The organism is Caulobacter sp. CCH9-E1 (genome assembly GCF_001556515.1).
Taxonomy (GTDB): Bacteria; Pseudomonadota; Alphaproteobacteria; order Caulobacterales; family Caulobacteraceae; genus Caulobacter.
In genome coordinates this window covers 1-13,601 of record NZ_LSJA01000029.1, presented here as the reverse complement: position 1 = coordinate 13,601, position 13,601 = coordinate 1, and the positions used below count along the sequence as shown (strand labels likewise).

Annotated in this window: 11 protein-coding genes; 6 read left to right on the top strand and 5 right to left on the bottom strand. The window is 68.8% G+C overall.

Annotated features, from left to right (window positions below; translation table 11 throughout):
• Positions 1–321 precede the first annotated feature (321 nt).
• The 3 genes from AX690_RS21940 to AX690_RS22615 all read left to right on the top strand — a co-directional run bounded on the left by AX690_RS21940 (position 322) and on the right by AX690_RS22615 (position 2,292).
• Complete coding sequence (locus AX690_RS21940) at positions 322–486, top strand: hypothetical protein (protein WP_082769441.1); 165 nt, start codon at positions 322–324, stop codon at positions 484–486.
• 130 nt (positions 487–616) lie between these two features.
• Positions 617–1,795 carry a mannosyltransferase family protein gene (locus AX690_RS01760; RefSeq protein ID WP_066680390.1) on the top strand — a complete coding sequence of 393 codons (1,179 nt, stop codon included), beginning with the start codon at positions 617–619 and terminating at the stop codon, positions 1,793–1,795.
• Positions 1,792–2,292, top strand: coding sequence for a hypothetical protein (locus AX690_RS22615; protein ID WP_066680392.1), 501 nt, complete (start codon positions 1,792–1,794; stop codon positions 2,290–2,292). Before AX690_RS01760 ends, AX690_RS22615 begins: the two co-directional genes overlap by 4 nt.
• A 1-nt stretch (position 2,293) precedes the next feature.
• Here the strand turns inward: AX690_RS22615 and AX690_RS01750 are convergent, their stop codons facing one another.
• The gene (locus AX690_RS01750; protein ID WP_066680394.1) at positions 2,294–3,064 is read right to left on the bottom strand and encodes a pseudouridine synthase; all 771 of its coding nucleotides are present in this window, start codon (positions 3,062–3,064) and stop codon (positions 2,294–2,296) included.
• Positions 3,065–3,067: 3 nt separating this feature from the next.
• The gene (gene prfA, locus AX690_RS01745) at positions 3,068–4,138 is read right to left on the bottom strand and encodes a peptide chain release factor 1 (protein ID WP_066680396.1); all 1,071 of its coding nucleotides are present in this window, start codon (positions 4,136–4,138) and stop codon (positions 3,068–3,070) included.
• A 175-nt stretch (positions 4,139–4,313) separates the two neighbouring features.
• Here prfA and AX690_RS01740 point away from each other — a divergent pair, with 175 nt between their 5' ends.
• Positions 4,314–6,521, top strand: coding sequence for a bifunctional diguanylate cyclase/phosphodiesterase (locus AX690_RS01740; protein WP_066680399.1), 2,208 nt, complete (start codon positions 4,314–4,316; stop codon positions 6,519–6,521).
• A 119-nt stretch (positions 6,522–6,640) separates the two neighbouring features.
• Here the strand turns inward: AX690_RS01740 and AX690_RS01735 are convergent, their stop codons facing one another.
• The 3 genes from AX690_RS01735 to AX690_RS01725 form a co-directional block, all read right to left on the bottom strand.
• Entirely contained in the window at positions 6,641–8,917 is a 2,277-nt protein-coding gene (locus AX690_RS01735) for a TonB-dependent receptor (RefSeq protein WP_066680401.1), read from the bottom strand.
• A 307-nt stretch (positions 8,918–9,224) separates the two neighbouring features.
• A complete protein-coding gene (locus AX690_RS01730) occupies positions 9,225–9,494 on the bottom strand; it encodes a metalloregulator ArsR/SmtB family transcription factor (RefSeq protein WP_066680406.1) in 270 nt (89 codons plus the stop codon).
• A gap of 63 nt (positions 9,495–9,557) precedes the next feature.
• Positions 9,558–11,942 (bottom strand): PAS domain-containing sensor histidine kinase, encoded by a 2,385-nt coding sequence (locus tag AX690_RS01725; RefSeq protein WP_066680411.1) that lies wholly within the window; start codon positions 11,940–11,942, stop codon positions 9,558–9,560.
• A 73-nt stretch (positions 11,943–12,015) separates the two neighbouring features.
• On the opposite strand from AX690_RS01725, the gene AX690_RS01720 reads away from it, so the two are divergent.
• Both AX690_RS01720 and AX690_RS01715 read left to right on the top strand, forming a co-directional pair.
• The gene (locus tag AX690_RS01720; RefSeq protein WP_197426746.1) at positions 12,016–12,495 is read left to right on the top strand and encodes a Dps family protein; all 480 of its coding nucleotides are present in this window, start codon (positions 12,016–12,018) and stop codon (positions 12,493–12,495) included.
• Between the two features lie 15 nt (positions 12,496–12,510).
• The coding region (locus AX690_RS01715; protein ID WP_066730216.1) for a cell wall hydrolase at positions 12,511–13,601 on the top strand (1,091 nt) is incomplete at its 3' end.

Sequence of the window (13,601 nt, the reverse complement as noted above, 5' to 3'; positions counted from 1 at the left end):
CCCCCTCCGTCGGCTTCGCCGACACCTCCCCCGCTGGGGGGAGGATTGGGTCCGCTCCCCACCCCGAACAGACGATCGCAGGGTCTGCTTTCCGCACGGGGGCGCTGGTCAAATGGCCTCCCAATGCCGCGCGCTTACGTCGCGGCCCTTGAACGGGACGGGCGGCGCGCCATCTGTTATCCATAAGCGTTCGCCGCTTACGCGTCCTTTGACGCAAGGCCACGCTTCGTACGCTCCGCGCCGTCACCGACCGCCTGGAGCGATTTCCCTAAACTCTACTGTTTTGGGCCCGCCATTTCGCCGGCCCTGTTTTGGAATGTCATGAATATCGTTACCCATCGCGAGGCCGCCGTTCGGCGCGAAGCTCGCACTCAAACCCCGCGCCGCGCCGCGCCGCAGCCGGTTCGTCCGGCGCAAACCGAATGGGCCTGGCCCGGCATGACCCGCGCGGATCTCCGCGCCGAGATCATCGACCAGATCGGCTAAACCTCCCCCGCTACGCTCCCGGCGCTTCGGCCGCCGGTTGACGAGGTTCGGGCTTCCGTCGATCTAGCCTCTGTCCTATCTGTCGGCGGAGGCGAGCTTGGCGAACACCGCGGCGAAAAGCCGAGCCTCTTTGGCGCCCCGCCGCGAAACCTGGTTCTCGCTCGACGCCTGGCGGGCCTTTCACGATCGCCACGCCGTCGTGATCTGGAGCTTCCTGGCCAGCCGGTTGATGCTGCTGGCGGTCGGGCTGCTCACCCTGGTCAACATCCGGCCGCTCACCAACGCCGGCAATCCCCTCAGCCAAAGCGCCCATCAGGCCCTGAACATCTGGGGGGCGTCGGACAGCGGCTGGTACCTGGACCTCGCGACCAACGGCTACCAGTTGGTCCCCGCCGCCAACGGCCAGGCAAACTGGGCCTTCTTTCCGGCCATGCCGGGCCTGGCGGCCGGCCTCGCGCGCCTGACGAGCCTGACGCCGTTCGAGGCGATGCTGGTGGTCTCGAACCTCAGCTTCCTGATCGCCCTGGTCCTGCTCCATCGCCTCGCGCGCCAGGCGTTCGACGCGAAGACCGCCGACGTCACCGTCGTGCTGCTGTGCGTCGCGCCGGCCAGCTACATCTTTTCCGCCGCCTATACCGAGGCGCTGTTCTTGGCGTCCCTCGCCGGCGCCCTGCTGCTGATCCGAGACCGACGGTGGCTGGCGGCGGGCCTCGCGGCCGCGCTGGCGGCGCTGACCCGCAATCTGGGCCTGGCTCTGCTGCTGCCCTACGGCTGGGCCGTGCTGGAGCGCTGGCGCGCGCGGGACCAGGTCCCGCTGGGACGAGCCGAGGGCCTCCGGATTCTCCTTGGCGGTCTGGCGCCCATGGCCGCGCTGGCGGCCTTTCTGCTGCACCTGAAGTCGCGGACAGGCGACGCCCTGGCGTTCCTGCACATCCAGAAGACGTGGGGGCGCGGCCTGGAGCAGCCCTTCGCCGCGCTGATGCAGGGGCTGGCCCATCCGTCGACCATACCCGACACCGAACTGCTGAGCTTCGCGATCGCCTGCCTGGCGCTGGGTCTGTTGATCGGTTTGGCGTTCCTGCGGCGCTGGGGATGGCTGCTGCTGTCGGCGGCCCTGGTCCTGGTCCCGCTGGCGACCGGCGTGACCTCGTTCTCGCGCTATGCCCTGGTGGCGGCGCCGCTGTGGATCCTCGCCGGCCATCTGCTGAGCGAGCGGCCCAGGGCGGCCATGATCACCATCGCGTCGCTGGCGATGCTGAACGGCTTCATGATGGCGGCTTGGACTCTGGCCTTGGGGATCACGGTTTGACGGCGCGCGGCTTGGGGGCGGTCGCCCTCGGAATTCTGGTGGGGCTGGTCTCGCTGCTGACGCTCACGCAGCTGAGCCGGCGGGCCGGCCGCGCGTACGACGACGTCACGGCGATCCGCGTGGAGGGGCGGCGCGTGCTGACGCTCTATGATCGCACGACCCCCACCAGCGTGCTCGGCAGCGGCTGGACGGCGCCGGTGCGGGGGGAGGGGTCATGGTCGACCGGGGGCGAGGCTCACCTGAACCCGCCCACCTCGTCGTTCGACGGCGAGGTCCTGCTTTCGCTGACCCTGGCCTCGCCGCCGCGTCAGCGGCCGGTGACGGTGCGGCTGGGCGACACGGTCCTCGGCGCATGGACGCCGTCGAGCCGCGGGGAGGAGACCATCACCTTCGTCGCCCCGAGAAACCTGCGCGCCCACAGCTACGACCTGCAACTGGTGCTGGAGCCCGGCGACGCTCCGGTCAGGATCATCAAGGTCTCGACCGAGGTCCGCTGATCTAGGCGGCGCTGATCAGGGCCGCGCGCTCGGCCGTCGTCAGCGGCCGCCAGCGGCCTTCGGGCATGTCGCCCAGGTCCAGCGGACCGATGCGCACGCGGAACAGGTCCACGACCTTCAGATCCACCAGGTCGCACATCCGGCGGATCTGGCGATTGCGGCCTTCGCGCAACACGAAACTCAGGCGCTGGTCGGAGATCACCTCGACCTCCGCCGGCCTCAGTTCGCGGCCGTCCAGCTCGAGGCCGAAGCGCAGAAGCTCCAGCTTCTCCTCGGTCAGCTCGCCCATGACGGCGACGCGGTATTCCTTTTCCAGATCCGACTGAGGGCCGATCACGGCCTTGGCCACCACGCCGTCCTGCGACAGCAGCAGCAGGCCGCGGGAGTCCTTGTCCAGCCGGCCAACCGGCGGGATCAGGTCGCCCGACTGCGGGATCGCCACGCCCGCCGCGTCGCCCCAAAGGTTGGCGCGGGTCAGCAGGCGCGCGGCTGGCACCTGGCCGGGGTCCGGCTGGGACGAGACCACGCCGCGCGGCTTGTGGATCAGGTAGGTCGGGGTGGCGTCCAGCTTGGCGGTGGCGCGATCGGCCAGCACCAGAGTCTGACCGGGCTGGATCTTGCGGCCGACGTCTTCCACCACCTCGCCGTCGATCGACACCAGACCGTCGGAGATCAGCTGCTCGGCCTCGCGGCGCGAGCAGACGCCGCTCTGGGCCAGCCACTTGTTGACCCGCTGGGGCTCGGCCTCGTCGTAGGTGCGGGTCCAAGCCATGGCCTAGCTAAAGCTCTCTTCGAGGCTGGCCAGGCGCTCGGCCTGGTCCTCGGCGATCAGCGGGTTGATCACGTCGTCGAGGGCGTCGCCCTCCATGATCCGCGAGAGGTTGTAGAGGGTCAGGTTGATCCGGTGGTCGGTCACCCGCCCTTGCGGGAAGTTGTAGGTCCGGATGCGCTCGGAACGATCGCCGCTGCCGACCTGGCTCTTGCGGGCTTCCGAGCGGGCGCTGTCCAGCGCCTCGCGCTGCATGTCGTAGAGGCGCGCCTTCAGGTTCTTCATGGCCCGGGCGCGGTTCTGGTGCTGCGACTTTTCCGAGCTGGTCACCACCACGCCGGTCGGCAAGTGGGTGATGCGCACGGCCGAGTCGGTCTTGTTGACGTGCTGACCGCCCGCGCCCGACGAGCGATAGGTGTCGATCCGCAGGTCGCTTTCCTTGATCTCGATCTCGACGTCCTCGGCCTCGGGCAGCACCGCGACGGTGGCGGCCGAGGTGTGGATGCGGCCCTGGGCTTCCGTGGCCGGCACCCGCTGCACGCGGTGGACGCCGCTTTCGAACTTCAGCCGGCCGAACACGCCCTCGCCGGTGATCGAGGCGACGATTTCCTTGTAGCCGCCCATTTCGCCTTCCGAGATGCTGTCGATCTCGACGCGCCAGCCGTGCAGCTGGGCGTAGCGCTGGTACATGCGGAAGAGGTCGCCGGCGAACAGGGCCGCCTCGTCGCCGCCGGTGCCGGCGCGCACTTCCAGGATGGCCGAGGCGTTCTCGTCCTTGTCCTTCGGCGCCAGCATCAGGGCGAGCTCGCGTTCGAGGGCGGGCAGCTTCTCGTCCAGGTCCGCTATCTCGTCGCGGACCATGTCGGCCATCTCCGGATCGGCGGCCATGACGTCCAGCTCGGCGCGCTCGGCGGTCAGCTTGGCCAGGCGCTCGACGGCCTCGGCGACGGGCTTCAGCTCGGCGTGCTCCTTGGAGAGCTTGACGATCTCGGCGCCGTCGGTGGCCGCGCCCATGCGGGCCTCCACTTCGCGGAAACGATCGAGAACCTGGTCGAGACGGGCCTGGGGAAGTCGCAAGGGAGGTTTCGCGCAGCTTTGAAGGGACGGGTCGGTCTCTCTAGAACCTTTCCGGCCCAAAGTGAACGGTTGGGGAGCGACGTTTGGCCGCGTCTCGGCGCCGGCCATCCTTAGCCACAGCTTAGCCATTTCCCGCGAACGGTGATCTCGCAACCGACGAGGAGGAACCCGCGCGATGACGCGCCTGCAAAAGAAGCTGTCCGCGCCCCTGGCGCTGATCGCCATCGGCATGGTGGGGCTGCTTCTGTCGGTGATGGTGCTTCTGGCGGAGCAGATCGATCGCGAGGCGCAGCGGCGCGACCACGATCTGGTCGAGCGCGGTCTGACCGCCACGATCCAAGACATCGAACGCGCCGTAGCGCCCCAGGTGGTCTGGGACGAGGCCATGAGTCACCTCAACGACAGGTTCGACGGCGTCTGGGCCAAGAAAAACATCGCGGACTACCTGATCCAGCAAGACGGCTTCGAGCAGGTGTTCATGCTGGACCGCCTTGATCGGTTGCGCCTGGCTCAGGTGAACGACGAGCTACTGGTTCAAGCCGAGGCCGAACGGCGTGTCGCTTCGCTGGCGCCGCTAGTGGCCAAGCTTCGCCACGAAGAGCAAGCGTTCAAGTCCGCGGCCGACGGCGGGCGGAGCCGTGTCATTGCCCCAAAACCTATCCAGGTTAGCGCGTTCGCCCAAATCGAAGACCAAATCTACCTGATCACCGCCAGTCTTGTTCGATCCGAGTCGAGCCGCGTCGTCACGCGACCCGCGCCCATCGTCATCACGGCGATGGCGATGGACGGATCATTCATCAACGCCTTCGCCGATCGTTTCCTGCTGTCGGGAATCCATCTTCATCACGCCGTCGCCACCGAGCCGTCCCACACCCACCTGCCGTTGCTGGACGCGGCGGGCAACGTCGTCGCCACGCTGGACTGGAGTCCGCCGCATCCGGGCCAGCGCCTGCTTCGCAAGACGATCGGGCCGGTGATGGTGGTGGTGCTGGCCCTGAGCCTGGCGACCATCCTGCTGGCTCGCCGAGGTCAGCTGATCGCCGAGGGGCTGATCACCAGCGAGGCGCGCGCCAAACACCTGGCTCTTCATGACGGCCTGACCGGCCTGCCCAACCGCCTGTTGTTCGAGGAGCGCCTGCGCCAGGCGATCGACGGGTTGGAGCGAAAGCGCCAGGCCATGGCGGTGCTGGCGATCGACCTCGACCGCTTCAAGGCCGTCAACGACACCCACGGCCACGCCGCCGGGGACGAGCTGATCCGCAAGGTCGGCGAGCGCCTGGCCGCCGTCTGCCGCGGCGGCGAGACGGTGGCGCGCCTGGGCGGCGACGAGTTCGGCGTGGTGGCGACCGACCTCGACGCCAACGGCGCGGCGATCATTGCCGAGCGACTGCTGCAGACCCTTTGCGGTCCGATGGAGATGTCGTTTGGCGTTCACTTCGTCAGCGGCTCGGTCGGGGTCGTGCTGGTCGAGCCGACCGAGGCCCATATCGGCGCCGCCGAAGCCGCGCGGCGAGCCGATGTCGCCCTGTATCGCGCCAAGAGCGAAGGCCGGGGGCGCTACTGCTTCTTCGAGGACGCCATGGACGCGGCCCTGAAGGCGCGGCGGAGCCTGGAAGAGGATCTGCGGGCGGCCGTGCGCAATGGCGAGGTCCGCCTGGCCTACCAGCCGCAGGTCGACGCCGCCGACCGCGTCGTCGGGGTCGAGGCCCTGGCGCGCTGGTCGCACCCCACGCGCGGCGACATCCCGCCCGACGCCTTCATTCCGATGGCCGAGGACTGCGGCCTCAGCGAGGAGATGGGCCGCTACGTCCTGCGGCGCGCGCTGGCGGACAGCGTCCGCTGGCGAGGTCTGCAGGTCGGGATCAACATCTCGGCCCGGCAGATGAGGCGCGCCGGCTTCATCGACGAACTGGCCGGGCTGCTGAAGGAGACCGGCGCCAATCCGCGGCAGCTGGCCCTGGAGATCACCGAGGGCGCGCTGCTGGGCGATGGCGAGGGCGCGCACGACACGGTCGACCGCTTGCGGCACATGGGCTTTTCGCTGGTGCTGGACGACTTCGGCGTCGGTTGCTCCAGCCTGTCCTACATCCGTCGCTATCCGATCGACCGGATCAAGATCGACCGCAGCTTCGTCACGCCATTGGGCCAGGACGCCGACGCAGAGGCGGTGGTCGCGGCCATCGTCCGCCTCGCCAAGGCGCTGAGCCTGTCGGTGATGGCCAAGGGCGTCGAGACCTCGGCCCAGCGCGAGATCCTCAAGACGATCGGCTGTTCGCAGGCCCAGGGATTCCTGTTCAGCCCGCCGATCCCGGCCGAGGCCATCGACACCCTGCTCGCCCAAGGCGGCCGCATCCATCCCCCGGCGCAATCCGACGCGGCTTGAGGGGGGCTCAACACGGAAATTGAGCTTGCGGGATGACGCCCAAAAGAAAGGCCCCAGCGCTTTCACGCTGAGGCCTGAAAGAGCGCCCCGCCGAAACGACGGGGCAGGGGGAGGAAGGGTTACTTCAGCTTGGCGCTGAGCGAGACGCCCCAGACGCGCGGCTCGTTGTAGACGGCGGCCATGTAGTTCTCGATCACGCCCTTGAGGTTCTTCTCGTTGGTGATGTTGCGGCCGAACAGGGCGACCTCGTAGCCCTTGTCGAGGTTCTCGTAGCCCAGCTTCACGCCGCCCTCGAAGTTGCCCTTCGAGTAGAACTCTTCGGTCTTGTAGAGCACGAAGTTGGTGTAGCCTTGGACGTTCCAGTCCGTGGCGATGAACACGCGGCGGTCGTCGGCCAGCGGGACGTCATAGCGAGCGGTGAAGTTCAGGTTGTACTTCGGCGCGTTCGGCAGCGGCTGGCCGTCGATCTGGGCGAAGGTGTTGGCGCCGACCTTGATCGTCGGGTTTTCCACCGTGCAGACCACCACGCCGTTCAGGGCGCAGACCTGGGCGTAGACGCGCTTGTCCTTGATCTCGCTATGCAGCCAGCTGGCGCCGGCGGTCAGCAGCAGGTTCGGGATCGGGCGCCATTCGGCGTCGGCTTCCAGGCCGTAAGCTTTCGCCTTGTCGGCGTTGAACAGCACGCCGTTGCCGTTGCTGTCGTTGCCGTTCAGCTGGATGTCGCTGACCTCGTAGGTGAAGGCCGAGGCGTTCAGGCGCAGGGTGTTGTCCAGCAGGCGGCTCTTGAAGCCGGCTTCCCACGACAGGATCGTTTCCGAGTTCGCGGTCGTGAAGTCGGCGTTGAACACCGCCGAGCGGCCCTGGATGGTCGGGCCGCGGAAGCCCTTGGCCACGCGGGCGTAGACGCTGAAGTCGTCGGTGGCTTCGTACAGGGCCGACAGGTCCCAGCTGGGCTGGGTGTCGGCCAGGCGCACGTAGCGGCGACCGGCATAGGTGACGACGCCAGCGGCGGTGTCGGCGGTCTTCAAGAGGTTGGTCTTCTTGACGTCCTTGGTCTCGCGGGCGCCGGCGGTGACCGTCAGCTTGTCGGTGACCTTGTAGCTGGCCTGACCGAACACCGCCCACGAGGTGTTCTCGTTACGCAGGGCCACCCAGTTGTTCGGGTTGGCCTTGGTGAAGTAGGCGCGCTGATAGAAGTTGGTCAGGTCCTCGGAGCTGAACACCATGCCGCCGACCTGCCACTTCAGGCGGCCGTCGCTGTTGCTGGCCAGGCGGATTTCCTGGCTGACCTGGTCCAGGTCCTTCAGCTGGCCCATCGACTGGCCAAAGCCGTTCGGGACGCCATTGACCGGGAAGTTGGCCGCCGCGCCGCCGTCGGTGTCGCCGCGGCTCTTGCCCTTGGCGGCCTCGTAGGCGCTGATCGAGGTCAGGGTCACCGGGCCGAAGTCGTAGGCGATGTTCAGGCTGGCGCCTTCCATCTGGTAGGCCTGCTGATTGTTGTCGGCCTCGTCGTAGGCGACGCTGTCGCGCGGGGCGTTCGGCTTGTTCGAGCCCTTGGTCAGGGCGTTGCGCAGGAACAGGGTCGAGGTGCCGTCGTAGTCGCGGGCGTGGGCCGAGGCCAGCACGGTCAGCTTGTCGTTCGGCGTGGCCAGGATCTGCAGGCGCACGTCCTTCTCGTCATAGCCGCCCATGGCGTTCTTCTTGGGCGTGACCGTGCCGTCGGCGCTGACGCCCGAGAAGGTGTTGTCCACCCAGTCGTCGCGGTGCTGGTAGAGGGCCGAGACGCGGAAGGCCAGCTTGTCCTGGACGATCGGACCGCCGATGCCGCCGTCGAAGGTGGTCGTGCCGTAGCTGCCGTACGAGGCCGAGAAGCGGCCTTGCAGGTCCTGGGTCGGCTTGGCGGTGTCGAACTTGATGATGCCGGCGGTGGTGTTGCGGCCGAACAGCGAGCCTTGCGGACCGCGCAGCACTTCGACCTGCTTGATGTCGAACATCGGGTTCGACTTCAGGGTCACGTGCTCGAGGACGACGTCGTCCTGGATGATCGTCACGGGCTGCGAGGCGCCCAGGTAGAAGTCGATATTGCCCAGGCCGCGGATGTAGAAGCGCGGGAAGATCCGGCCCGTGGTGGTTTCGGCGTACAGGCTGGGGACGCGGCCCGACAGGGCCAGGATGTCCTCGCCGCCGGCCTGGACGGCGCGCAGCTGGTCGCCGCCGACGGCGGCCACCGACAGCGGCACGCGCTGCAGGTTTTCCGAGCGGCGCTCGGCGGTGACGACGACTTCTTCGAGCGCCGTGTTGGGCTCGGCCGCCTGACGGGCCTGGGCCGCCGAGGCGACGCCCAGCAGGGACACGCCCAAGAGGCAGGCCAGCTTGAGGGAGGATTGTTGACGCATGAGAGAGACCTTCTTCGCGGCCTTGTGGCCGTCGTTTGGGAGACGCGAGGAGCTAGCGGGGCGCGCGCGATTCGTCTCGCGCCGCGACCCCGCGCTCGAACACGTCCGCGCTCTTAGGCCGCTTCCATGTCAGTTCAGTGAAGGTTTACTTACTTGGGGCGTTTCTGAACACCGACCTCCCCGGCATTCGCCGGGAAAGTCGGGTTTATTGTTTCCCCGCCAAATTCACCGCGACCGCACCCCGCACCAGGGCCTTGAACGCGGCCTCGTCGAACGCCTCGCCTCTTCGGAAGTTGATCGCGCCGCCTCAGTCGCCCATGCGGCCTGTCCAGTCGACCAGCGGCGCCAGCGCCCGGGGGCGGGCGCTGTAGTGGGTCTCGCGGCCCTCGCGCCGGTCGTCGACCAGGCCGACCGCCTTCAGCGCCGCCAGGTGCTTGGACACCGCCGGCTGGCTGACGCCGGCCCGCGCCGTCAGCGCGCCGACCGTCTGTTCGCCGTCCTGGCGCAGCCGTTCGAACAGCGCGCGGCGGGTTGGATCGGCGAGGGCGCGGAAGAGGTCGTCGGGCGCGGGGGACATCGAACTCATAACGTCTAAGTTATGATTTTTCCATAACTCCAGGGTTATGAATGAGTCAAGCGCCTAGCTCGCCCGGGCCTGCGCCAAGGCCTGGGCCAGGGTCTCCAGCGAGAAAGGCTTGGAGATGAACGGCCAGTCGCCGGCGCGGGCGCGGCTCTGATCGCCGCCGACATAGCCCGAGCACAGCACGACCGGCAGTCCAGGGCGCGAGGCGGCCAGCTGCTCGGCCAGATCCACGCCGCTCTTGCCGCCGGGCATGATCACGTCGCTGAGCACCAGGTCCACCGCCGGATCCGCGTCGAGCCGCGAGAGGGCGTCCTCGACCCCGCCGGCCCGGACGACCGTGTGACCCAGGTCGCTCAGCATCGCCTCGACCAGTTCCGCCACCTGCGGGTCGTCCTCCACCAGCAGCACGCGCGAAGGCGTCTGGGCGCGGATAGGGTCCGCCTTCAGCGCCGGATCGCCCGACGGGGCGGCCTCGACCACCGGCAACAGCAGCGAGATGGTCGAGCCCTGGCCGACCACGCTCTCGATCTCGACCGAGCCGCCGCTCTGGCGGGCGAAGCCATAGACCTGCGACAGGCCAAGGCCGGTGCCCTCGCCGGGCGGCTTGGTGGTGAAGAACGGCTCGACCGCGCGGGCGATGGTGGCCGCGTCCATGCCCGAGCCGGTGTCGCGGACCGAGACTTTCAGATAGGCGCCGGGCTCGAGCTCGCCGCGCGGCTTGGTGATCGTCACCGCGCCCGACTCGATCGTGACCGATCCGCCGGGCGGGGTGGCGTCGCGGGCGTTGACCACCAGGTTCAGCAGCGCCGCCTCGAACTGTCCGGCGTCGATGCGTGCGGCGCGCACGCCCCCGCCCAGACGCAGCTTGAGGCCGTAGGCGTCGCCCAGGGCGCGCTTGAGCAGCTCCTCGCTCTCGGCGATCAGGCCGTCGACGCGGCGCACCTCGGGCTTCAGGGGCTGGCGGCGAGCGAAGGCCAGGAGGTGCTGGGTCAGCTTCTCGCCGCGCTTGGCCGCCGCCAGGGCCGCGCCGATCATCCGCTCGCGCCGGCGGACGTCGTCGGGATGCCGCGCGACGACGTCCAGCGCGCCGATCACCACGGTGAGCAGGTTGTTGAAGTCGTGGGCCACGCCGCCGGTCAGCTGGCCGATGGCCTCCAGCTTCTGGGCCTGCAGCAGCTGGGCCTGGGCCGCGTCGCGCTCGGCCACGGCCGCCGCCGCGCGCTCGCTGAGCAGCTCGTTGATGTTGGTCAGGTTCTCCTCGGCGCGCTTGGCGTCGGTGATGTCGAAGGCGATGCCGGAGAAGCCGGAGAAGGCGCCGCTGGAATCCAGGCGCGGTTGCGAGAACGATTTCAGCCACCGCCATTCGCCGTCGGCGCGTCGGTAGCGGCCCTCCAGGCTGAACGGCTTGAGCGAGGCCTCGCCCTCGATCTGGGCCTTCAGAATGTTCGGCAGGTCGTCGGGGTGCAGGCGCGAGCGCCAGTCCAGCGTCAGCGCCTCGTCGTAGGACAGGCCGGCGAAGTCGACATAGGCCTGGTTGACGAACTCGCGCACGCCGCCCGGCCGCGTGGTCCACATCAGCGCCGGCGCGCTGTCGGCCAGGCTGCGGAAGCGCGCCTCGCTCTCGCGCACCTGCTCCTCGGCGCGGCGGCGGTTGGTCACGTCGAAGTTCAGGCCGATCATCCGAGTCGGCTTGCCGGTCTCGTCGCGGATCACCTCGCCCCGGCCATGGACCCAGCGCTCGCCCTGGCTGGTGTCGGCCAGGCGGTATTCGACCTCGTATTCCTCGGACCCGGCCAGAGCGGCGCGAACCCGCTCGCGGGCCATCTCCTGGTCGTCGGGATGAACGTACTTGGCCATGTCGGCCAGCCGGATCGGACCTTCCAGCGGCGCGCCCAGGTTCCGCCGCGCCGCGGGCGAGAAATAGAGCTCACCGGTCTCCAGATCGAACTCCCAGGGCCCGACGCCGGCGGCGGTCTGGGTCACGCGCAGGCGGGTCTCGGCCTGATCGAGGTCTTTTCTGGTCCGGGTCAGGCCGCGCATGGCGCCGCGCAGACCCTCGGCGACGGTGACCACCATCGCGCCGCAGATCAGATAGATCACCACGGTGGCCAGTTCGTCCTGCGACAGGCGCGCGCCGTCGCGGCCGCCCCAAAGCCACCAGCCGAACACCGCGCCGCCCAGGGTCGGGACCAGGCCCCAGCGCCACCCCGCGTAGAGGGTGACCATCATGATGGCCGGGAAGAACGGCAGGGTCGCGCCCACGCCGCTGCTCAGACCCAGCACCGCGACGCGGATCAGGACGGCCATTCCCACGCCAATCAGCGCCGCCAGCGCGCAAAGCGGCGCCGGTGGGGGAACCGGTGGGATCAGCCACGCGCTAATCAGGCCGTGAATGCGTCCTTGCTCCTCGGAGACAAGGGACGGGGCGTCTTTGTTCTCCATCTTCGTCCCGGCAAAGATGTCTTGCGCGAAAGATGGGCACGCTTACCTAAGACAAGCAACACGGGAGATCACGATGGCCGATGCTCTGAACACCGGATTGAGCGCCAAGCAACGCTCCGACATCGCCGCGGCGCTGAACAAGGTGCTGGCCGACAGCTACGCCTTGTATCTCAAGACGCACGGCTATCACTGGAACGTTCGCGGCCCGAATTTCCAGTCCCTGCACGTTCTGCTGGAAGGCCAATACACCGAGGAGTGGACGGCGCTGGACGCCATCGCCGAGCGCATCCGCGCCCTGGGCGAGCTGGCGCCGCAAGGCTACGCCGCCTTCGGCAACCTCTCGAGCATCAAGGACGGCAATCCCGAAGGCGACTGGGAGGCCATGCTGAAAGAGCTGCTGGCCGACAACGAGACGGTGATCCGCACTCTGCGCGACAGCTTCCCGGTCGCCGACGAAGCCGGCGACGAGGCCACGGCCGACCTCTTCACCCAGCGCCTGCAGGCGCACGAGAAGCACGCCTGGATGCTTCGCTCCACGCTCGGCGGCAAGTAGCCGCCAGAGGGCGGGGTGGGGACCCTGGACGCCTTTTCAATCCGCAAGGCCGCCGCGGCCGCTCTGGTCGTCGGCGGCCTTTGCGCGTGCTCGACCACGACCTATTACATCGCCGCTGGCGAAGGCCGCGAGGCCGGCCTTTTCCGCGTGACCGGCAGCTTCAGCGACAAGGGCCTGGCCCGCTATGTCGCCGACTACGACCCGGCCATGCTGGCCTTGGCCAGGCGTCACGACCCGCGTCCGCACACCGACTACTGGGGTCGGGTCGAGGGGTGGGAGGTCATTGACCTGAAGGCTATTCCGCGCCTGGGCGACCGCGAGCCGGACTTCGAGGAAGCGCGGATCATCAACGCCCTGCGTCCGATGTCTCCGGACGGGCTTGAGCCGGCCAAGCCTTTCGTGCTGACCGGCTCGGTCCACGCGCGGGCCCAGGCGCTGAGGTGCCTGACCCAGGCGGTCTATTACGAGGCGGGTTTCGAGCCGGGCGAGGGCCAGATGGCCGTGGCCCAGACGGTGATCAACCGCATGCACCATCCGGGCTATCCGAAGTCGATCTGCGGGGTGATCTATGAAGGCGCGGCGCGGGCCACCGGCTGCCAGTTCAGCTTCGCCTGCGATGGCTCCCTGGCGCGCGAGCCGGCGGCGGCCATGTGGGCCAACGCCGAGGCCGTGGCGCGGCGCGCGCTGAAGGGCTTCGTGTTCAAGCCGGTGGGCACCGCCACCCACTACCACGCCGACTATGTGGCGCCGTACTGGGCGCCGACCCTGGTCAAGCTGAAGCAGTTCGGCCAGCACATCTTCTACCGCTGGACCGGCCCTTCGGGGATGCTGGCGGCGTTCAAGGGCCGCTATTCCGGCAACGAGACCGTCTCGGCCGACATCCTGTACGCCGCCGACCCGCGCACGCTGGAGGCCGCCCCGCCCGAGGTGCTGGCCGCCCAGGCCGTCCCCGCGCCGCCGGCCGCGACCGAGGCCGTGGCCCAGATGCTGGGGGTCTCGAACCTGGTCCTGCCGGGCGCGACCCTGGTCACCGTGCCCGACGCCAACGCGCCGAACGGCGAGCGCGTGGTGGCCCAGGGCGTGGTCGCCGGCCGCCGCATCCCCAC